Source organism: Microbispora oryzae (assembly GCF_017896165.1).
In the GTDB taxonomy this organism is placed as follows: Bacteria; Actinomycetota; Actinomycetes; order Streptosporangiales; family Streptosporangiaceae; genus Microbispora; species Microbispora oryzae.
In genome coordinates this window covers 92688-111815 of record NZ_JAFCNB010000021.1, presented here as the reverse complement: position 1 = coordinate 111815, position 19128 = coordinate 92688, and the positions used below count along the sequence as shown (strand labels likewise).

22 protein-coding genes are annotated in these 19128 nt (G+C 72.1%); 15 read left to right on the top strand and 7 right to left on the bottom strand.

Translation table 11 applies throughout. From position 1 onward, the window contains the following. Positions 1 to 5: 5 nt before the first annotated feature. The 4 genes from JOL79_RS28190 to JOL79_RS28175 all read right to left on the bottom strand — a co-directional run bounded on the left by JOL79_RS28190 (position 6) and on the right by JOL79_RS28175 (position 4525). A complete protein-coding gene (locus JOL79_RS28190; protein WP_210158924.1) occupies positions 6 to 2063 on the bottom strand; it encodes a hypothetical protein in 2058 nt (685 codons plus the stop codon). Between the two features lie 66 nt (positions 2064 to 2129). Further along, positions 2130 to 2882 (bottom strand): class I SAM-dependent methyltransferase, encoded by a 753-nt coding sequence (locus JOL79_RS28185; RefSeq protein WP_210158923.1) that lies wholly within the window; start codon positions 2880 to 2882, stop codon positions 2130 to 2132. A gap of 216 nt (positions 2883 to 3098) precedes the next feature. Next, positions 3099 to 4184 (bottom strand): ABC transporter substrate-binding protein, encoded by a 1086-nt coding sequence (locus JOL79_RS28180; protein WP_307848778.1) that lies wholly within the window; start codon positions 4182 to 4184, stop codon positions 3099 to 3101. A 119-nt stretch (positions 4185 to 4303) separates the two neighbouring features. Further along, positions 4304 to 4525 (bottom strand): putative acetyltransferase, encoded by a 222-nt coding sequence (locus JOL79_RS28175; RefSeq protein WP_210158922.1) that lies wholly within the window; start codon positions 4523 to 4525, stop codon positions 4304 to 4306. Between the two features lie 96 nt (positions 4526 to 4621). Between JOL79_RS28175 and fdxA the strand changes: the two genes are divergently transcribed. The 9 genes from fdxA to JOL79_RS28130 all read left to right on the top strand — a co-directional run bounded on the left by fdxA (position 4622) and on the right by JOL79_RS28130 (position 11416). Further along, the gene (fdxA, locus tag JOL79_RS28170) at positions 4622 to 4948 is read left to right on the top strand and encodes a ferredoxin (protein WP_210158921.1); all 327 of its coding nucleotides are present in this window, start codon (positions 4622 to 4624) and stop codon (positions 4946 to 4948) included. Positions 4949 to 5054: 106 nt separating this feature from the next. Further along, entirely contained in the window at positions 5055 to 6134 is a 1080-nt protein-coding gene (gene dapC / locus JOL79_RS28165) for a succinyldiaminopimelate transaminase (protein WP_210158920.1), read from the top strand. Between the two features lie 11 nt (positions 6135 to 6145). Then, a complete protein-coding gene (locus JOL79_RS28160) occupies positions 6146 to 6775 on the top strand; it encodes a DUF4178 domain-containing protein (protein WP_210158919.1) in 630 nt (209 codons plus the stop codon). 22 nt (positions 6776 to 6797) lie between these two features. Further along, complete coding sequence (locus JOL79_RS28155; RefSeq protein WP_307848777.1) at positions 6798 to 7598, top strand: hypothetical protein; 801 nt, start codon at positions 6798 to 6800, stop codon at positions 7596 to 7598. 59 nt (positions 7599 to 7657) lie between these two features. Further along, entirely contained in the window at positions 7658 to 8728 is a 1071-nt protein-coding gene (gene dapE / locus JOL79_RS28150) for a succinyl-diaminopimelate desuccinylase (protein WP_210158918.1), read from the top strand. Between the two features lie 282 nt (positions 8729 to 9010). Next, complete coding sequence (locus tag JOL79_RS28145) at positions 9011 to 9769, top strand: LOG family protein (protein WP_210158917.1); 759 nt, start codon at positions 9011 to 9013, stop codon at positions 9767 to 9769. A 13-nt stretch (positions 9770 to 9782) separates the two neighbouring features. After that, a complete protein-coding gene (locus tag JOL79_RS28140) occupies positions 9783 to 10361 on the top strand; it encodes an LOG family protein (RefSeq protein WP_210158916.1) in 579 nt (192 codons plus the stop codon). 60 nt (positions 10362 to 10421) lie between these two features. Then, positions 10422 to 10847: a hypothetical protein gene (locus tag JOL79_RS28135; RefSeq protein ID WP_210158915.1), complete on the top strand. Its 426-nt coding sequence runs from the start codon at positions 10422 to 10424 to the stop codon at positions 10845 to 10847. After that, positions 10841 to 11416, top strand: coding sequence for a DNA-3-methyladenine glycosylase I (locus tag JOL79_RS28130; protein WP_210158914.1), 576 nt, complete (start codon positions 10841 to 10843; stop codon positions 11414 to 11416). Before JOL79_RS28135 ends, JOL79_RS28130 begins: the two co-directional genes overlap by 7 nt. 4 nt (positions 11417 to 11420) lie before the next feature. On the opposite strand, the gene JOL79_RS28125 is transcribed toward JOL79_RS28130, so the two are convergent. Then, the gene (locus JOL79_RS28125) at positions 11421 to 12194 is read right to left on the bottom strand and encodes a PaaX family transcriptional regulator (protein ID WP_210158913.1); all 774 of its coding nucleotides are present in this window, start codon (positions 12192 to 12194) and stop codon (positions 11421 to 11423) included. A gap of 182 nt (positions 12195 to 12376) precedes the next feature. Between JOL79_RS28125 and JOL79_RS28120 the strand changes: the two genes are divergently transcribed. Together JOL79_RS28120 and JOL79_RS28115 are read left to right on the top strand one after the other, a co-directional pair. After that, positions 12377 to 12544, top strand: a complete 168-nt coding sequence (locus tag JOL79_RS28120) for a DUF3117 domain-containing protein (protein WP_076433904.1) — start codon at positions 12377 to 12379, stop codon at positions 12542 to 12544. A gap of 79 nt (positions 12545 to 12623) precedes the next feature. Then, on the top strand, positions 12624 to 14030 hold the full coding sequence (locus JOL79_RS28115) for a leucyl aminopeptidase (RefSeq protein WP_210158912.1): 1407 nt from the start codon (positions 12624 to 12626) through the stop codon (positions 14028 to 14030). Positions 14031 to 14074: 44 nt separating this feature from the next. On the opposite strand, the gene JOL79_RS28110 is transcribed toward JOL79_RS28115, so the two are convergent. Beyond that, on the bottom strand, positions 14075 to 14704 hold the full coding sequence (locus tag JOL79_RS28110; protein ID WP_210158911.1) for an O-methyltransferase: 630 nt from the start codon (positions 14702 to 14704) through the stop codon (positions 14075 to 14077). Between the two features lie 184 nt (positions 14705 to 14888). Between JOL79_RS28110 and sigE the strand changes: the two genes are divergently transcribed. The 4 genes from sigE (at position 14889) to JOL79_RS28090 (ending at position 17882) form a co-directional block, all read left to right on the top strand. After that, a complete protein-coding gene (gene sigE / locus JOL79_RS28105; RefSeq protein ID WP_210158945.1) occupies positions 14889 to 15497 on the top strand; it encodes an RNA polymerase sigma factor SigE in 609 nt (202 codons plus the stop codon). Continuing rightward, complete coding sequence (locus JOL79_RS28100) at positions 15494 to 16051, top strand: anti-sigma factor family protein (RefSeq protein ID WP_210158910.1); 558 nt, start codon at positions 15494 to 15496, stop codon at positions 16049 to 16051. Before sigE ends, JOL79_RS28100 begins: the two co-directional genes overlap by 4 nt. Positions 16052 to 16158: 107 nt before the next feature. Next, positions 16159 to 17433: a S1C family serine protease gene (locus JOL79_RS28095; protein ID WP_230985617.1), complete on the top strand. Its 1275-nt coding sequence runs from the start codon at positions 16159 to 16161 to the stop codon at positions 17431 to 17433. Between the two features lie 104 nt (positions 17434 to 17537). Continuing rightward, positions 17538 to 17882 carry a sec-independent translocase gene (locus tag JOL79_RS28090; RefSeq protein WP_210158909.1) on the top strand — a complete coding sequence of 115 codons (345 nt, stop codon included), beginning with the start codon at positions 17538 to 17540 and terminating at the stop codon, positions 17880 to 17882. A 74-nt stretch (positions 17883 to 17956) separates the two neighbouring features. Here JOL79_RS28090 and JOL79_RS28085 read toward each other — a convergent pair whose 3' ends face one another. After that, complete coding sequence (locus tag JOL79_RS28085) at positions 17957 to 19096, bottom strand: Mrp/NBP35 family ATP-binding protein (protein WP_210158908.1); 1140 nt, start codon at positions 19094 to 19096, stop codon at positions 17957 to 17959. Positions 19097 to 19128: the final 32 nt, after the last annotated feature.

Here is a 19128-nt window from a genome sequence, read left to right as displayed (position 1 = left end):
CGGCGCTACCCCAGCAGGGACAGCAGATCGCGGTCCCCGCGTTGACTCAGGCGAGCGAGAAGCTCGGGCAGGCCGATCGGTCCCGTGGCGCCGATCCTGGTCGCGATCACCCGCACCGCCTGTTCGGCGGTGTCCGCGGGGGCCGTGTAACCCACCAGGCGAAGGGCCCGGCTCATGTCGTCGCCGCTCTCGGCCGCCGGAAGGTTGCGGATCCGCAGCACCCCCTCGCCGGAGAGCGTCAGGAAGACATGGCTGCCCTCTTCGGCGGCCAGCTCGGTCAGGACGGTGGCCAGCGAGGTCAGGACCGGCCGGTCCGCCCAGGTCATCTCGACGTCGTCCGCGGCGCTTCGGACCCGGCGGGCGTGGCCCGGCGTCAGGCCCACGTAGGCCGCGAAGCCCTCGGGCAGCGCGACCTCGCCGCCGTCGAGATGGTCGCGGGTCACGTCCACGCGCAGCCACCAGCGCCCGTCCGGCTGCCGGAAGCAGTACGGCGACAGCGCCACGTCACGGGACCGCCCCTCCTGACCGTCCTGACCGTCCTGGCCCTCCTGGTCGGCCGGGCTGTCCAGGTCGCCCGGCTCGTTCAGGTCGCCCGGGTCGGCTGGGCCGTCGGGGTCGTCCGGACCGGCGGTCGCGGGCGGATCCGGGGGAGCGGGTAACGAGTCCTGCTCGGGTGGTTCCGGTGGTGCCGGTGGGGTGGACGTCGCGGGCGGCGGGGCGGCGCCGTTCGCGCCGCTCTTGATGCGGAGCCGCGGAACGCTCTCCAGCCACTCCTTGGCGACCTCAGGGCGGATCCCGAGAGACGAGACCAGCTCCTGGGCCCGAGAGATCGTGGGCGGACGCGGGGAGTCCGCGATCAGCCTCCTGGTGCTCTCGCGCAGTTCCTCGATGTCACTGGAGACCAGCCAGCCGTCCGACAGGCGGTAGCCCGGCAGGGTGGCGACCACGAAGTGCCAGACCGGCACGTCAAGCGAGCGCAGTTCGCGGCCGTGCCACTCGGCGGCGGCGACGAGCCGGGCCGTCGGGGCCGCCACGCCGAGCCGGTCCGCCAGCCGGCTCAGGTACCGCCGGTACGGCGCGACCTGTGGCAGGGCGAGCCACGCGGCCAGCCGGGTGCGCAGGGCGCTCTCCAGCTCCTCGATGGCGTCGGGGGAGAGCGCGAGCAGCCGGGAGAGTTCCTCAACCGCCGAGGGCACGGCGGTGAACACCCGATTCTGGGCCACCATCCAGGTGAGGTCGTCGAGGTCGGCGAAGGCCGACTCGACCAGGGCGGCCAGCTCCTCGTCATCCTCGGGTGCGTCCGGATCCTCGGGTGCGTCCGGCTCGCCCGTTGATGGCGGCTCGTCCGGCGCGACCTCGTCGCCCGCCGCGGAAGCCGCGTCGTGGTCGCCCCCGGTGTCGCCCGTGGTTTCACCCCCGGTGTCGCTCGCGGTGTCGCCCGTGGCGTCGCCCGTGATGTCGCCCGTGGTGCCGGCCGCGGGCGCCGCCTCCGGACCCTCCGCCGGTGGGCCCTCGGAGTTCACCTGGTCCGCCGGTGCTCCGGGGGCCTCTGTGGCTCCGGCGGCTCCGGGGCCTTCCGCGAGCCCGCCGGGCACGGCGCCGTTCCCGCCGCCGGCCCTGTCGCCGGTCTTCCCAGGGGCCTTCCCGCCGTCCCGGGCCGCCGGCGCCAACCGGGAGAACACCGCCGTGAACAGGGCGGTCAGCACGGGACGGGCCTTGATGAACGGCTGATCCGACAGCTCACGGCCGGAGAGCGCGAGCAGCCCGGGCCACGACCCCGCCCGGTCGAGCGCGATGGCCACCTGGGGATCGTCGGCGTCGTCCGGATCCAGCACGTGCAGAGCGGGAAGCACGTCGCCGACCGCGGCCGCCGGCCAGTTCGCCAGCGCGAGGTCGGTGAGCAGTTCCGCGAGCGCCTCAGCGTCGGTCACCGCGAGCACCCGGTGCAGGGGAAGGCTGCGCCACCAGGCGTCCGGCAGGCCCGGCTGATCGACGAGGAGCCCGATGCGGGCGGCGTCACTCCAGCGCAGCGGTGGCACGAGGTCACTCAGGCAGAAGTTCATGCTTTCCCCATCACTCAAAGACCAGACCATAGTCTGGCAAAACACCCAGCCGTGGTGAGAGTTTCGTCAGTGGCGCACGGCGGCGAAACGCAGGCGGACGTAGTCGGCCATCCAGCCGGACTCCCGGCGCAGCGCGGGCGCGGCGAGCTCGTTGACCCGGCGCAGCAGCGGCTCGACGGTCGCCGGAGGCACCCGGTCGAGGAGCGCGCCCGCGAACATGCGCACCCAGTCGGCGGCGCCGTTCGGGCACTCGTCCAACGGGGTGGGGCGGTCGAAATACTCCAGCAGCCGGACGACGAAGCCGCCCTTCTCCAGGCGCAGGGCGTACTGGGCGGGGGTCGGGAAGTACCAGGGCAGCTCCGGCTCCGCCAGGCCGTACTCCCGCCAGGCGGTGAGCAGCGCGGAGGTCAGCGCGGCGCAGTTGCCCGCGCCGCCAAGCTCGGCCACGAACCGGCCGCCGGGCCGCAGGGCCATCCGCACGCAGGCGATCACGGCCTCGGGGTCGCGGCTCATCCAGTGGAGCGCCGCGTTGGAGAAGACGGCGTCGTACGGCTGGGCCACCGTGAAGTCGTACCCGTCGCCGACGGTGAAGTCGAGCCCCGGGTGCTGGGCGATCGCGGTCTCGATCATGGCCTGGGAGCCGTCGATGCCCAGCACGGACGCCCCGCGGGAGGCGATGTCGGCCGTGAGCACGCCGGTGCCGCAGCCGAGGTCGAGCACGCGCTCCCCGGGCTGCGGGTCGAGCAGCTCGACCAGGGGCGCCCCGTGCGCCGAGACGTAGCCGAAGGAGCTGTCGTAGGCGCGGGCGTTCCACCTCATGAGACCAGGGGTTTCGTACCGCAAGATCGGCTCGCCTTCTGGCACATCGTGCCCGGTGTCCGTGTCGCCGCGATCCCATGCCGACGCGCGATCAACAGACCGCGATCACTGGGACAAGGACACACTGTAGGGCTTCGGGTGACCACCCGAGATGCGCCGCAGGTGGCGGGGCCGCGCCACCCCTGTCCGGGCGCTCAGCCGCTCCCGCCGGGGCGCTCAGCCGGGCTGGCCGACGGCCTGCGCCCAATGGGTCTTGAGGTACGCCTTGGCCTGGTCCTGCTGCGGGATCGTGAGGATCACCGGTGTGCCGGGCACCTGGGGCAGCTTCTCCGCGGCGTCGCCGTCGAGGCTGCCGCGCATCTCCATCGCCTCCATCCGGGCGGGCCGGGCGAATGCCTTGAGGTAGAGGTTCTGGCCCTCGTCGGACAGCAGGAACTCCGTCCAGAGCCGGGCCGCCGCGGGATGCGGCGCCTGGGCGTTGATCGCCTGCACGTAGTAGGAGGCGAGCGCGGTCCCCGCCGGGATGGTGACCCGCCAGGCCGCCCCGCCCTTGCCCCTGGCGGCCCTCGCGGCGTTCATGTAGTCCCAGTCGACCACGGCGGTGGCCTGCTCGGGCTGGCCGAGCATGCCGCCCTTCTTCAGCCGGGCGAACAGGTCGACGCCCTTGGCCGCGTCCGGCTCGCCGCCGCTGAGCGAGGCGGCCATGACGCCGCTGAAGGCGGAGGCCACGCGCAGCGGGTCGCCGGCCAGCGCCACGACGGTGCCCGGCCGGGCCAGGGCGGCGTACGAGGCGGGCGTGGGCACCTTCCTGGGGTCGTAGCCGATGGACATGCAGCCGCCGTACGCGCCGAACCACCGGCCCGTGGCGTCCTTCAGGTCGTCGGGGATGTCGGACCAGGTGGAGACCTTGTACGGCGCGAACCGCTTGGCGTTGGCCACCGCGACGTCCATCGACAGGTCGAGCACGTCGGGGGCGTCCTTGCCGTTCCCGCGCGCCGCCGCGAGGTCGATCTCCTGCTTGCTGGACGCCTCGGGGGCGGTGGAGACCACCTTGATGCCGTACTTGCCGGAGAAGCGGTCGATGATCTCCCCGTAACCGGCCCAGGTGCGCGGCAGCCCCACGACGTTCAGCACGCCCTCGTGACGCGCGGCCTCGACCAGCCGGTCCATCGTGCCGAACCCGGAGCCGAGACTCGTCGCCCGGGGGTTCAACGGCGGAAGCGGCTTGTCGGCGGCCGGGTGGGAGCACGCGGCGGTCACCGAGGCGAGCATCGCGACTACAGCGCAGGCACGTTTGGTCACGCTGCGTATGTTCCGCGATCGTGCGGCACGGGTCGAGGAGGCGCGCGGGTGCGTTACCGAGGCGGGCCGTCAGCGCGCGGGTGTGTTACCTCGCGCGGGTGCGTTACCTAAGCGGGCCTTCAGCGTTCGGGTACGACCCGGGCGGCGACCAGTGTCTCCTCGGGGATCTCGACGAGGGTGCCGTCCCGTTTGCGCACGGTCAGCGCGCCGTCGCGCCAGGCTTCCAACACGCCGACGGCGTCGCTCAGGCCACCTGGAACCCTGCGTCGCGTGGTGACCCTTCGCCCCACGTCGGCGGGGGTGATGGAGATCACGTAGCGGGGTCCGGGCTGTGGGCTCACTGGGTTTGGGCCCCTCCTGTTCCTGCCGACGGCCGGGCACCGCAATACTAGGGCTAGCAACCGCGGTCGAGTCGTGCAAACCAGAAGGAGCCCGAGGTGACGTACGTCATCGCGCAGCCGTGCGTGGACGTCCTGGACAAGGCGTGCATCGAGGAATGCCCCGTCGATTGCATCTACGAGGGCGAGCGCATGCTCTACATCCACCCCGACGAGTGCGTGGACTGCGGGGCATGCGAGCCGGTCTGCCCGGTGGAGGCGATCTTCTACGAAGACGACCTTCCCGAGCAGTGGAAGGACTTCTACAAGGCCAACGTCGACTTCTTCGAGGAGCTGGGCTCGCCCGGCGGCGCCTCGAAGGTCGGGAAGATCGAGAAGGACCACCCCCTGGTGGCGGCGCTCCCGCCGCAGGGCGAGGACCACTGATCGAATGAGGACGGCCGGGCGATCTCACCGTCGTGGGATCGCGTCGGCCGGACGGGCCGGGTGACGGCGCCGTGTCGGCGCGTCCGTCAGGAGCGGGGGATTTTTCTTGATCGCGTTGCCGGACTTCCCGTGGGATCGGCTGACGCCGTACCAGGACGTGGCGCGGAGCCATTCCGGAGGGATCGTCGACCTGTCGGTCGGCACGCCGGTCGATTCCGTGCCGCAGGTCGTACGGGAGGCACTCGCGGGGGCCGCCGACAGTCCGGGATATCCCCAGACCTACGGCACGGCGGAGCTGCGTGCGGCCGCCGCCGGCTGGCTTCGGCGACGGCACGGCGTGACGGTCGACCCGGCCGACGTGCTGCCCACGATCGGTTCCAAGGAACTGGTGGCCTGGCTGCCCACGCTGCTCGGCGCAGGGCCGGGCGACCGGGTGGTGTTCCCCGAGCTGGCCTACCCCACCTATGACGTCGGCGCCCGGATCGCCGGGGCCGAGCCGTACGCGTCGGACGGCCTGCTCGCGCTCGGCCCGGAGCGCGTGCCGCTCGTCTGGGTGAACTCGCCGTCCAACCCGACCGGCAGGGTGCTCCCGGCGGAGCACCTGCGCAAGGTCGTGGCCTGGGCCCGCGAGCGGGGCGCGGTCGTCGCGTCCGACGAGTGCTACATCGAGCTCGGCTGGGAGGACCGGCCGGTCTCCGTGCTGCACCCCGACGTCTGCGGCGGCTCCTACGAGGGCCTGCTGGCGGTCCACTCGCTGTCCAAGCGGTCCAACCTCGCCGGCTACCGGGCGGCGTTCGTCGCGGGCGACCCCACACTGATCAAGCGCCTGCTTGAGATCCGCAAGCACGCGGGCATGATCGTGCCGGCCCCCGTGCAGGCGGCGATGGCCGCGGCGCTCTCCGACGACCGGCACGCCGACGAGCAGCGGGAGCGCTACGCGCGGCGCCGGGCCGTGCTGCGGCCCGCGCTCGAACGGGCGGGCTGGCGGATCGAGCACTCCTCCGCCGGGCTCTACCTGTGGGCCACGAACGGCACCGGATGCTGGGACCAGGTCAGGGAGCTGGCCGACCGCGGCATCCTGGTGGCGCCGGGCGACTTCTACGGCCCGGCCGGACGCGAGCACATCAGGGTCGCGATCACCGCCACCGACGAACGTATCGATGCGGCGGTGACCCGCCTCCAGTAGGATCGCGCGCCATGACGACAGCGATCGTGTTCGTGATCGCCCTGGCCACGGTCGCCGTCGTGCTGGGCGCGTACATGATCGGCGGGCGGCGGAGCCGGGTGCCCAGACCCGTGCCCCGGCCCCCCGGCGAGGAGCCCCAGGGGCGGGCGGCGGCCGATGACCCGGGCTACTTCGATCCCCGGGGCATCAAGGTCGGCGACACCGTCTACGTCGAGGCGGCCCGCTACCGCGCCGTCGGCGCGCTCTACTGCAGCGTGCAGGGCGACCAGTGGACCGACTACCTGCTGGACGACGACGGTCGGAGCTACAACTGGCTGTCCGTCGAGGAGCGGCAGGCCGAAGGACAGCCCCGCCACCTGGAGGTGCTCCTCTGGACCGACGTCCCGACTCAGGGCATGGTGCCGGCGAAGCACATGCTGATCGTCGACGGCGTGGAGTTCGAGCCCTACGAACGCGGCACCGCCGCCTTCCGCTCGGAAGGGCGGACCGGGCTGCCGGAGCGCGGCCTGCTCGACTACGCGGACTACCGGGCCGCCGACGGCCGTCTCCTGTCGTTCCAGCGGGTGCAGGGCGGCCAGTGGGAGTCCGCGTACGCCCGGCCGCTGACCCCGGGCTCGATCCGCGTGGAGCGTCTGCCCTGATCGAGCGGGTAGGTTCAGCCACGTGAGCCGGCGACCGTCCAGAACAACCCTGACCGTCGTGGTCATCGTCGTCCTGCTGGCCGCCGCCATCTTCTACGGGGCCTATCACCTGATGAAGAAGGCGCAGCCGTTCGCGCTGGGCGAGCACTGCCTGGTCGCCACATCCCAGGGGCAGCTCGATCTCGACATCGAGCAGGCGCAGGTGGCCGCCACCATCGCGGCCGTGGCGGCCCGGCGCAAGCTGCCGGAGCGCGCGCTGGAGATCGCGTACGTGACCGCGATCCAGGAGTCGAAGCTGTCCAACCTGCCGTACGGCGACCGCGACTCCGTGGGCGTCTTCCAGCAGCGCCCGTCCCAGGGCTGGGGGACGCCCGCCCAGTTGCAGGATCCGGTCTACGCCAGCAAGAAGTTCTTCGCGGCGCTGGAGAAGGTGAAGCACTACCGGACGCTGCCGCTGCACGAGGCCGCCCAGGCCGTGCAGCGCTCGGCCGACGGGTCGGCCTACGCCATGCACGAGGTCGACGCCAAGATCCTTTCGGGCGCCTTCACCGGCCGGGTCCCCCGGGCGGTGCACTGCTGGTATCCGCCGCCGAACAAGCCGGTCAAGGCCCGCACCGAGGCGGCGCGCAAGCAGCTCGTCCGCGCGCTCGGCACCGACACACCGTCCGGGCGGGGCTGGCTGGTGGCCGCCTGGTACGTCTCCTACGCGCAGAAGTACGGCCTGAACGTCGTGCGGTTCGACGGGGTGACCTGGAAGGCCGCCTCGGGGCACGACGGCTGGCGCAAGGACCGCAAGGCCGACGGATCCGTCGAGGTGGCGTGAGCCCCTGTGCGGGACGCGGCGGAGCACGGGCGACGGGAGGGGCACTAGGGTCATGGAGCATGCGGCTTGACCTTGCCCAGGACGTGGGCGCGCTGACGGCGCAACTCGTGGACATCGAGTCGGTGAGCGGCGGCGAGAAGGCGCTCGCCGACGCGATCGAGGAGGCCCTGCTCCCCCTTGGGCACCTGACGGTGCACCGGGTCGGCGAGAACGTGGTGGCGCGCACCTCCCTCGGGCGGCCCGAGCGCGTCGTGATCGCGGGCCACATCGACACGGTGCCCGTGGCGGACAACCTGCCGAGCCGGGTCGAGGACGGGCTGCTGTTCGGGTGTGGCACCTCGGACATGAAGAGCGGCGTCGCCGTGCAGCTGAAACTGTGCCTGCTCGACACCCCCAACCGCGACCTGACCTTCGTGTTCTACGAGTGCGAGGAGATCGAGGCCGATCGCAGCGGGCTGTTCAGGCTGACCCGTGAGCACCCGGAGTGGCTGGCCGGCGACTTCGCGGTCGTGATGGAGCCCACCAACGGGCTGATCGAGGGCGGCTGTCAGGGCACGCTGCGGGCCGAGATCGTCGCACGCGGCGCGCGCGCCCACAGCGCCAGGTCGTGGGAGGGCGTCAACGCCATCCACGGGATCCGGCCGATCCTGGACATCCTGGAGCGTTATGAGGCCCGCCGTCCCGTCGTGGACGGCCTGGAGTTCCACGAGGGACTGAACGCTGTCGGCGTCCGGGGCGGGGTCGCCGGGAACGTCATCCCGGACGAGTGCGTCGTGACCGTGAACTACCGGTTCGCGCCCGATCTGACCGTCGAGAAGGCGTTCGACCACGTCCGCGGTCTGTTCGAGGGCTTCGAGGTGCGGCTGCTCGACGGCGCCCCGGCCGCCCGTCCCGGCCTCACCCACCCCGTGGCGGCGGCGTTCGCGGCGGCGGTCGGCGGCACCCCCAGCGCCAAGCTGGGCTGGACCGACGTGGCCCGCTTCTCCGCGCTCGGCGTGCCCGCGGTCAACTGCGGCCCGGGGAATCCCAACCTCGCCCACACCGCCGGTGAACACGTCGCCCTCGACCGGATCGCGGACAGCGAGCGGCGGCTCACCGCCTGGCTGACCGGGCCGGTTTCCGCAGGGTGATCCGGCCGGGCGGTCGGATGAGCCGGTCGGATGGGCCCGGCGCGGGAAGGGGCCGGAAAGAGAAAGTGGCTCTCCTCGCCGGCCATTTGGCGGGGAAAGCCACTTTCGTCCCGAGCAGCACCCTCGTCTCTTAGACGGGCCGCCCCCGCGCGCCGGTTCCCTCGGGTCCAACGGAATTTCAAGATTCTTCCCCTGGCGCGGACGCGGCCCCGGGCGCGCTCGTGGACGTGGACCCGGACCGGGCGCGCCCGACGTCCGATCCTTCCCGTTAGCGTGAGCGTCATGAAGCACATGAGGCCGGAACGCCGCCAGGGTCCTTCCCTCGTCCGCGGCGACCTCGTCCCCGACTCCACCTACGACCAGCGACTCCTCGACCGCAAGGGCCCCACGGGCTGGCTGCACGAGGACCCCTGGCGGGTCCTGCGCATCCAGTCGGAGTTCGTCGAGGGCTTCGGCGCCCTCGCCGATCTGCCCCCCGCCGTCACCGTGTTCGGGTCCGCCCGCACCTCCCCCGAGGACCCCGACTACAAGCTCGGCGAACGCCTGGGCGGCGCGCTGGCCGAGGCCGGATACGCCGTGATCACCGGTGGCGGGCCGGGCGTCATGGAGGCGGCGAACAAGGGCGCGCTGGAGGCCGGCGGGGTCTCCGTCGGGCTCGGCATCGAACTGCCGCACGAGCAGCGGCTCAACGACTACGTCGACCTCGGCGTGGAGTTCCGCTACTTCTTCGTCCGCAAGACGATGTTCGTCAAGTACGCGTGCGGCTTCGTCACGCTGCCGGGCGGGTTCGGCACCCTCGACGAGCTGTTCGAGGCCCTCACCCTGGTCCAGACCCGCAAGGTCACCTCGTTCCCGGTGATCCTCATGGGAGTGCGGTTCTGGACGCCGCTGATCGACTGGATCAGGGAGAGCCTGGAGGCGGTCGGCAAGATCTCCCCGAAGGACCTCGACCTGATCTCGCTCACCGACGACCCCGACGAGGCCGTGCGGATCATCGTCGAGGCCGACAGCACCCGTACCGACCGGGAGTCCGGCGGCTGAGTAGGGTTGCGCCGTGTTCATCTGCGTTTTCTGCGCCTCCAGTCAGAAGATCGACCACAGGTACGTCGAACTCGCCGGAGAGGTGGGCGCGGAGATCGGCCGCCGCGGCCACGGCCTGGTCACCGGCGGCGCCATCGTCTCCTGCATGGGCGAGGTCGCCCGGGCGGCCCGCCGCCATGGCGCCCACACGGTCGGCGTCATCCCCCAGGCGCTGGTGGACGTCGAGATCGCCGACACCGACTCCGACGAGCTGATCGTCACGGCCGACATGCGGGAGCGCAAGGGGGTCATGGACGCCCGGGCGGACGCGTTCCTCGTGCTGCCGGGCGGCATCGGCACCCTGGAGGAGCTGTTCGAGATCTGGACCTCGCGCGTACTCGGCCTGCACGAGCGTCCGCTGGTCGTCCTCGACCCCTGGGGTCTGTACGGCCCGCTGCGGCAGCTGGTGGACGACATGTACACGAACGGCTTCACCAGGCCGAACGTCTTCGACGCGATCTCCTGGGCGACATCGGTGGACGAGGCGCTCGACCTGCTGGAGAAGCCGGCCGCCCGTCTCAGCCCCACGGGGGAGGAGATCGGTGAGTCCTGAACCCGGCCCCGGACAGGCGACTCCCGCTCGCCCGCATACGACTTGTGGCACGATTCGTATGTGCTGGTCGTACTCGTCATCGCCGGGCTCGCCGTCGTCGCCTGCGTGATGATGGTCTCCCTGGGACACGGCGGAGAGATGGCGGAGTTTCCCCCCGACGCCCCGCCGCTCGACCTGCCCGAGGGGAGCCGGCTGGCGGCGGCGGACATCCTCGGGTTAGAGCTCCCGGTCGGCCTGGTGGGTTACAACACCCATCTCGTCGACCAGACGCTCCAGCGGGTGGCTCTCGCGCTTGACGAGCGCGACAGCCGGATCGCGGTGCTGGAGCAGCGGGTCACCGAGTTGCTGGCCGCCCGGGTGCAGGCGCGCCAGGAGGCGTTCGCCCGGCCCGCCGAGCCCCCGCGAACCGACCACGAGCCGGACGTGCCTCCAGCGGCCACGAGCGCCTGGGAGGCAGGCCGCGCGGACGCGGAGGAGTCATGGTGATCCGCTGCGGCTGGGTCACCGACGCGCCCGACTACCTCGCCTACCACGACGACGAATGGGGCCGCCCGGTCCGCGGCGACGACGGTGTCTACGAGCGGATCACGCTGGAGGCGTTCCAGTCCGGGCTGTCGTGGCTCACGATCCTGCGCAAGCGGGAGAACTTCCGCGGCGCCTTCTCCGGGTTCTCCATCCCCGCGGTCGCCGCGTACGGCGAGGCCGACGTCGAGCGGCTGATGGCCGACGCGGGCATCGTCCGCAACCGCGCCAAGATCGAGGCGGCGGTCGCGAACGCCCGGGCGGCGATGGATCTGCCGGGCGGTCTCAGCGACCTCGTGTGGCGCTACGCCGAGGAGCCGGTGAAGGCCCCGCTGACGCTCGCCGACGTCCCCGCCCAGACGCCCGGGTCGAAGGCCCTCGCCAAGGAGCTCAAGCGGCACGGCTTCCGGTTCGTGGGCCCCACCACGGCCTACGCGCTCATGCAGGCCATCGGCCTGGTCAACGACCACGTGGCCGAGTGCTGGGTGCGTGGGACGGTCGACGGCCTGCGCGGCCCGGCCGCCGCCCGCTGAGGTGTCAGTGCGGGCCGTCCAGGTTGCGCTCGACGAACGCGGCCGCCGCCGGCAGCAGCCGGGTGGCCTCCTGCTCGAAGAAGCCGCGGGCCTTGTCGCCCGGCCAGCCCGGCGGCAGCAGTTCGGAGGGCAGCCCCGGGTCGCGGAACAGGAAGTTGCGCCAGCCGTGCACCAGCCTGCTGCGGACGGCGAACACGTGGTCGTCGGACGCCCGCTCGGGCAGCGACCCCACCAGGACGGCCGCGCTGGCCAGCCACTCCTCGTACGCCTTGGCGATGCCGTCCAGGTCCCACGCGGACGCGAGCAGCGTCCGCGGATCTCCCTCCAGGCACGCGTCGAACCGGCGGGCCCGCATCTGCAGCCCGTCGAGCTCGGGGGACGGCCGGGGGCCGATCCACGTGTTCTCGGTCAGCGGCGCGTAGCCGAGGAACGCGAGGTCGGCGCGGAGCCGTTCACGCCGGGCCCGTTCGCGTACCGGTTCGAGGACCAGCACATGCCACCGTCCGGACCACGAGGCCGCCCCGAGACGGTAGATACGCGCGGCGGCCTCGTCGAGCCTGCGTTCGCACCTGGGGGTGACGGCGTAGCCCGGTCCCTGCGGGAGCCGTACGGGGTCGAGCCAGCCCTGACGGACCATGCGCGAGATCGCGGTCCGCACGGCGGGAGGCGCGATGCCGAGTGGCGCGAGCAACCGGACGAGCGCCGCCACGGAGGCGCGTCCGCCCCTGGTGCGAAGGTGGTCCCCGTAGAGATCGAAAAGCGCGGCTCGGGCGTTCACCTCACCCAGTGTGGGGTCAGGTCCGCTCTGCCCACAATGAGGTTTCACGCCCTCATTGATCCACCGAACGGAGCCGGGACGTTACCTTTTTGAGCTCCGAGGCGGGATAATAAGACATCACAGAAACGTGAATACGCCGGTTACCCTCCGGGGCGGCCGACAACGCGGGAAGGGATACACGCATGGCGGCGATGAAGCCGCGGACCGGTGACGGTCCGCTGGAGGTCACCAAGGAAGGACGGGGCATCGTCATGCGGGTCCCCCTCGAGGGTGGCGGCCGACTCGTCGTGGAGCTCTCTGCGGACGAGGCCAGCGCCCTCGGCGACGCGCTGAAGAAGGTCGTCGGCTGAACGTTTCCGGCTGACGTTTACGATTTCCGGCCCTGGTCGCGGGGGTTCCCGCACCGGGGCCGCCCTGTTGGAGGTGCACGTGCCCATCGAGACCGCCACGGTCTTCGCCGAGCGACCCGACCCCGGAGCGGAGCTGCTGGCCCTGCCGTACGGGCCGGATCTGGCCCCGCCCGTCGAGCTTCCCGTCCCCGCGGGGGCGCTGCTGGCCCACTACGAGGCCAAGGGTGAGCCGGGTGAGGTGGTCGAGATGCCGGTCGCCCGGGGCGACGGCGTGGGCCGTGTCCTGCTGTACGGCACGGGGGACGGTTCGGCGCGGGCGCTGCGCGCGGCCGGCGCGGCCGTCGCCCGCAAGGCCAGAGGCCGCGAGTCCGTGACGATCTCCGTCCCGGAGACGGGCGAGACGCGGGCCCTGGTCGAGGGGGCGCAGCTGGCGGCCTACGCGTTCCGGATCGGCAGAGCCGGCTCCCGGCCGGTCCGGGAGATCGTGTTCGCGGGTGGCGACGAGCGGGAGCTCCGCCGGGGCGAGACCGTCGCCCGCGCCACCGCCCTCGCCCGCGACCTCGTCAACACCCCCTCGTCGGTCAAGACCCCCGCGTGGCTGGCCGGGCGGGCGGAGGAGATCGCCACGGCGGCCGGGCTGGGCGTGCGGATCAGGAAGGGCGACGGGCTCGCCGGGTTCGGCGGCATCCGGGCGGTCGGGCAGGGCTCGGCCAGCCCGCCGCGGCTCGTCGAGCTCTCGTACGCCCCCGAGGGCGCGCGGTCCCACGTGGTGCTGGTCGGCAAGGGCATCACGTTCGACACCGGCGGGCTCTCGCTCAAGCCGACCGAGGGCATGAAAGCGATGAAGACCGATATGGCGGGCGGCGCCGCGGTGATCGCCACGATGAGCGCCCTGGCGGCCTCCGGCGTCCCGGTGCGGGTCACCGGGCTGATCGCCTGCGCGGAGAACGCGGTGTCCGGCGCCGCCCAGCGGCCGGGCGACGTCATCACCCAGTACGGCGGCCGGACGGTCGAGGTGCTGAACACCGACGCCGAGGGGCGGCTGGTGATGGCCGACGCCCTCGCCTACGCCGACGCCGAGCTTGAGCCGGACGTCCTGATCGACATCGCCACGCTGACCGGGGCGGCCAAGGTGGCGCTCGGCCCGTCCCTCGGCGGGCTCTACGCGAACGACGAGACGGTGGCGGGGGAACTGCTGGCCGCCGGTGCGGCGACCGGCGACCGGTTGTGGCGCATGCCGCTGCTCGACGACTACCGGGCGATGCTCGACTCCGACATCGCCGACCTGTCCAACGTCGACAGGAAGATGACCGGGGCGGCCGGGTCGGTGACCGCCGCGCTGTTCCTGCGCGAGTTCGTGGGCGCGCGGGCCTGGGCCCACCTCGACATCGCCGGGCCGGCCCGCGCCGCCTCCGACAACGGCGAGCTCACCAAGGGCGGCACCGGTTTCGGCGTGCGGCTGCTGCTGCGCTACCTCGCCGGCTGAGGCGGCTGCCGCGGCCTCCCCGCCCCACGGGCGGCGGAGGCCGGTCAGCCGAGCTTGACGGCGGCGAGCAGCCCGTCGCCGAGGGGAAGCAGCAGCGGGCGGAGCCGCTCGTCGTCGCGGACGAGTTTGCCGAGCTCGCGGATCGTCACGGTGTCGGGGTCGCGCTGGGTGGGGTCGGCCACCTGGTCGGCGTGGAAGGCGCCGCCGAAGACCACCACGCCGCCGACGCGCAGCAGCCGTACCGACTCGATGAGGTAGTCGGTGTACTCCTGCTTGGCGGCGTCGCAGAAGACCAGGTCGTATCCGCCGTCGGCGAGCCGGGGCAGCACGTCGAGCGCGCGGCCCCCGATCAGGCGGATGCGGCTGCCGGAGAAACCGGCGGTCGCGAAGGTCTGCCGCGCCATGCGCTGGTGTTCGGGCTCCACGTCCACGCTGGTCAGCGTGCCGTCCGCGCGCATCCCGCGCAGCAGCCACAGGCCGGAGACACCGCAGCCGGTGCCGACCTCGACGACCGAGCGGGCGTTTACCGCGGTCGCGAGGAAGCAGAGCGCCGCCCCGCATCCGGGCAGGATCGGGTGCGCTCCGACCTCGATGCCACGCCGGCGCGCGGACCGCAGGATGTCGTCCTCGGGGACGAACTCCTCCGCGTACTCCAGGCTGGCCGGTGTCGCCATCGGCCTCTCCCTCCCTGCTTCATCTTGGACGCAGCCTAGGGGAGTCGGCCCGGAACGGGAACTCACGCCACAACGGGGACGTTGCACGCTTTGAACGGTCTTTGTTCAAGACCGCTCGGCCCGCGGTGCGCAGGAAGGGGCGAAACCAGGCACTATGGCTGTAGCGACGGTCCTGCAGAGAGGAATGCCGGTGGACGACCACGACCACCAGGCGGAGACTTCGGTGTCCGGCTGGACGCCTCCCACCTGGGAGGAGGTCGTCCGAACGCATTCCGCGCGGGTGTACCGGCTGGCGTATCGTCTGACCGGCAACGTGCACGACGCCGAGGATCTCACGCAGGAGGTCTTCGTCCGTGTCTTCCGGTCCCTGTCGAGCTATACGCCCGGCACGTTCGAGGGCTGGCTGCACCGGATCACCACCAACCTCTTCCTCGACATGGCGCGGCGCAGGCAGCGCATCCGCTTCGAGGGGCTCGGGGACGACGCGGCGGAGCGGCTGCACGGCCGCGAGCCGTCGCCCGCCCAGGCGTACGACGACGCGCATCTGGAGCCCGACATCCAGGCCGCGCTCGACGCGCTGGCGCCGGAGTTCCGTGCGGCGGTGGTGCTCTGCGACATCGAGGGGCTCTCCTACGAGGAGATCGCCGCGACGCTCGGCGTGAAGCTCGGCACCGTGCGCAGCCGCATCCACCGCGGCCGCGCGCAGCTGCGGGAGGCATTGGACCACCGGGCGCCCTCCGTTAACCGGAACGGCGACCAAACCCCCCCTTCAATCAGCAGGGAGGGACTATGAGTCATCTCGGCGAGCGCGTCTCCGCGCTCATCGACGGCGAGCTCGGCCACAACGACAGGGAACGGGCCCTCGCCCATCTGACGTTCTGCGCGGACTGCCGGGCGGAGGTCGACGCCATGCGGGCGCTGAAGGGCCGCCTGCGGTCGATGGACCCGCCCGCGGTGCCCGCGGACCTGACCATGTCGCTGCTGCGCATGGCCGAGCCGGGAGGGCCGCTGCCGCCGCGGATGCGGCCCTTTCCCGACCACCCCGCCTTCGGCTCGGGCGGACTGCCCGGAATGCATCCGGCGCCGCTCGACAACCGGCCGCGCGACCGCGGGGCGGGGTCATCGGGTCCGGGGCGGCCCGGCCGGGCCCGGCGCGTGGGATATGTGGCCGTGGGCTTCGCCTCGGCCGCCGTCGCGATCGGCACCATGTTCATGGTGGGCGGGGCGTCCGCTCCGCAGACTCCGTCTCCCGCGATGTTCGTACCTCCGCAGGTGCACAACCCGGCCCCGACCGTGACGCCGACCCCGACTCCATCACACAGAGTCACGCCGGGGCTTACCCACTGACAGTGGAATACGGCATACGATCGGACCTCACAGCCGTCGGGTGCCGGAGCGCACGACTGATGGCGCTGTGTCGTGGATGACGCCGTGCACGAGGAGTGACTGCCCCGATGACCGACCACCCGGGCTCCTCCGACCCGTCGGACCGGCCCGTGCCGTCTCCGTCGCAGGAGGAGCCCAACTGGGGTTCGCTCAGCGGTCCCGTCCCCCCGGACGGCTGGAAGGCCGGGCCCGCGCCCGGGTCACCCGCGGGTCCGGAGCAGCGCGGTCTCAACCTGGGGCTGTTCGCCGCTCTCGCGGTGGTCATCGCGCTGGTCGCGGGCGGCGTGGCGAGCTGGGGGACGTTCCTGTTGCTGCGGTCGTCCGGGGGGACCGATCCCGGATACTCGCTGAGCACGCCGTCGAGCCAGCCGATCGCCCGTCCGCCCGACTCCGTGGCGGGCGTGGCCGCCAAGGTGCTGCCGAGCGTCGTGTCGCTGGAGGTCAAGGGCGGCAGCGGGTCGGCCGGGACGGGCTCCGGCTTCGTCATCAAGGGCGGCTACATCGTGACCAACAACCACGTGGTCGCGGTCGCCGCGGAGGGCGGGGCCATCCGGGTCAGGTTCAACGACCGCAGCTCCATCCCGGCCTCCATCGTCGGCCGCGATCCCAATTCGGACATCGCCGTGGTCAAGCCGTCCGGCGAGATCAGGGCGCCCGAGCTGCCCCTCGGCAACTCGGACGGCGTGGTCGTCGGAGATCCGGTGATCGCCGTCGGGTCGCCGCTCGGGCTCAGGGGCACCGTGACGACGGGCATCGTCAGCTCCCTCAACCGTCCCGTCGAGGCGGGCGGCACGACCGGCTCCGACTACGCCCTGATCAACGCTATCCAGACGGACGCCGCGATCAATCCGGGAAACTCGGGCGGCCCGCTGGTCAACACGGCCGGAGAGGTGATCGGGGTCAACTCCGCCATCGCCACCCTCGGCGGGACGGCGATCGGCCAGCAGTCCGGCAGCATCGGCCTGGGCTTCGCGATCCCGGTCAACCAGGTCCGCCGCATCGCGCAGGAACTCGTCGCCACCGGCACCGCCAGGACCTCGCGCATCGGCATCAGCATCGACCAGAGCTACCAGGGTCAGGGCGTGCGGATCGCGACGCGTACGGAGGGCGGGGCGGCCGCCGTCACCCCCGGAGGCCCCGCCGACCGGGCGGGCCTGCGGCCCGGCGACATCATCCTGGAGGTCGGCGGCCAGCCGGTGGGAGACAGCAGGGAGCTGATCGTGACCATCCGCAGCCGGGCGCCGGGCGACAAGGTCAGCGTCAGGTTCCAGCACGACGGCCAGCTGCGGACCGCGATGGTCACCGTCGGCGCCGCCCCGGCTCCCACCGACCACCCGTCCTGACCTGGGAGGGAACATCTGGACCTAACCGGTGGGGGATGTCCCGTTCGCACCGGCGGGCTGGGGCACTAGGCTGAAACCGTTCGTTGCCTGGGAAGGAGATCACGGTGTTCGGACTGGGCTGGCCGGAGCTCCTGGCACTGGTCGTGATCGCCTTGCTCGTGTTCGGCCCGGAGAAGCTGCCCCAGGCGGCCTCCCAGGCCGGGCGCACGCTGCGGCAACTGCGCCAGATGGCCAACAGCGCCAAGGCAGACCTGCAGGCCAACCTCGGCCCGGAGTTCTCCAACTTCGACCCGGCCGATCTCAATCCCAAGGCGTTCGTGCGCAAGCACCTGTTCGACGACCTTGAGAAGGACTGGAACAGCGAGCCGTCGGACAAGCCGGACTCGGTCTCCACGCAGCCGGAGCTCGGCGTCGGGGAGATCCCGCCGTACGACAACGAGGCGACCTAGGCCGCATCGGGCCGCGGAAGGCGCTCACCGGGCCGCGCCCGCTCCGGCGGGGGACGCGGCCCGGCCGCCCGGTGTCAGTGCTTGACCGGGGAGAGGTCGAGCTTCATCCCCTTGAGGCTGTTGGACCTCTTGCCCAGCCCGGCCGCGATGCGGCGCAACTCCGCCGCGGCCGGCGCGTCGGGGTCGGTGAGGACCAGCGGCTTGCCCTCGTCGCCGCCCTCGCGCAGGCGCATGTCGATCGGCACCTGCCCGAGTAGCGGCACGCGTGATCCGAGAGTGCGGGTCAGGGCGTCGGCCACGGTCTGGCCGCCGCCCTCGCCGAAGACCTGGATACGCTCGTCGCAGTGGGGGCAGGGCAGCCACGCCATGTTCTCGATGACGCCGGCGATCTGCTGGTGGGTCTGCGCGGCGATCGAGCCCGCCCGCTCCGCGACCTCGGCCGCCGCCTGCTGCGGCGTCGTGACGACGAGGATCTCCGCCGTGGGCACCCGCTGGGCCACCGAGATGGCGATGTCGCCGGTGCCCGGAGGCAGGTCGAGCAGCAGGACGTCGAGGTCGCCCCAGAAGACGTCCGTGAGGAACTGGAACAGCGCGCGGTCGAGCATGGGCCCGCGCCACACGACCGGGGTGTTGCCCTCCGGCTTGAACATGCCGACCGAGATGACCTTGATGTCATGCGCCACCGGCGGCATGATCATGTCTTCGACCTTGGTGGGCCGCTCGCTGACGCCCAGCATGCGGGGCACCGAGTGGCCGTAGATGTCCGCGTCCACCACGCCGACCTTGAGGCCCGACGCGGCCATCGCGGCGGCGAGGTTGACCGTCACCGACGACTTGCCGACGCCGCCCTTGCCGCTGGCCACCGCGAAGACGCGCGTCAGCGAGCCCGGCTTGGAGAAGGGCACCTCCTTCTCCGGCCCGCGGTCGCCCCGCAGCTTGGTCTGCAGGCTCTTGCGCTGCTCGGTGCTCATGACGTCCAGCACGACCTGGACGCGGCTCACGCCGTCGAGCCGCGACACCGCCGTGGTCACGTCACGGGTGATGGTGTCCTTGAGCGGACAGCCGGCGACGGTGAGATAGATGTCGACGCGCACCACCCCTTCGGGGGAGATGTCGACGCTTTTGACCATGTCGAGGTCGGTGATCGGCCGGCGGATCTCGGGATCGTTGACCGTGGCCAGCGCGGCCATGACCGATTCTGGGGATGGTGCCATGAATCCATGCTATGGACTCGGCGGACGTTCTC

Coding starts and splice junctions, on each gene's coding strand:
- JOL79_RS28190 (WP_210158924.1), bottom strand. CDS start 2,063: ATGAACTTCTGCCTGAGTGACCTCGTGCCACCGCTGCGCTGGAGTGAC.
- JOL79_RS28185 (WP_210158923.1), bottom strand. CDS start 2,882: ATGAGGTGGAACGCCCGCGCCTACGACAGCTCCTTCGGCTACGTCTCG.
- JOL79_RS28160 (WP_210158919.1), top strand. CDS start 6,146: ATGACGACAGCGATCGTGTTCGTGATCGCCCTGGCCACGGTCGCCGTC.
- dapE (WP_210158918.1), top strand. CDS start 7,658: ATGCGGCTTGACCTTGCCCAGGACGTGGGCGCGCTGACGGCGCAACTC.
- JOL79_RS28145 (WP_210158917.1), top strand. CDS start 9,011: ATGAAGCACATGAGGCCGGAACGCCGCCAGGGTCCTTCCCTCGTCCGC.
- JOL79_RS28130 (WP_210158914.1), top strand. CDS start 10,841: ATGGTGATCCGCTGCGGCTGGGTCACCGACGCGCCCGACTACCTCGCC.
- JOL79_RS28120 (WP_076433904.1), top strand. CDS start 12,377: ATGGCGGCGATGAAGCCGCGGACCGGTGACGGTCCGCTGGAGGTCACC.
- JOL79_RS28110 (WP_210158911.1), bottom strand. CDS start 14,704: ATGGCGACACCGGCCAGCCTGGAGTACGCGGAGGAGTTCGTCCCCGAG.
- sigE (WP_210158945.1), top strand. CDS start 14,889: ATGCCGGTGGACGACCACGACCACCAGGCGGAGACTTCGGTGTCCGGC.
- JOL79_RS28100 (WP_210158910.1), top strand. CDS start 15,494: ATGAGTCATCTCGGCGAGCGCGTCTCCGCGCTCATCGACGGCGAGCTC.
- JOL79_RS28095 (WP_230985617.1), top strand. CDS start 16,159: ATGACCGACCACCCGGGCTCCTCCGACCCGTCGGACCGGCCCGTGCCG.
- JOL79_RS28085 (WP_210158908.1), bottom strand. CDS start 19,096: ATGGCACCATCCCCAGAATCGGTCATGGCCGCGCTGGCCACGGTCAAC.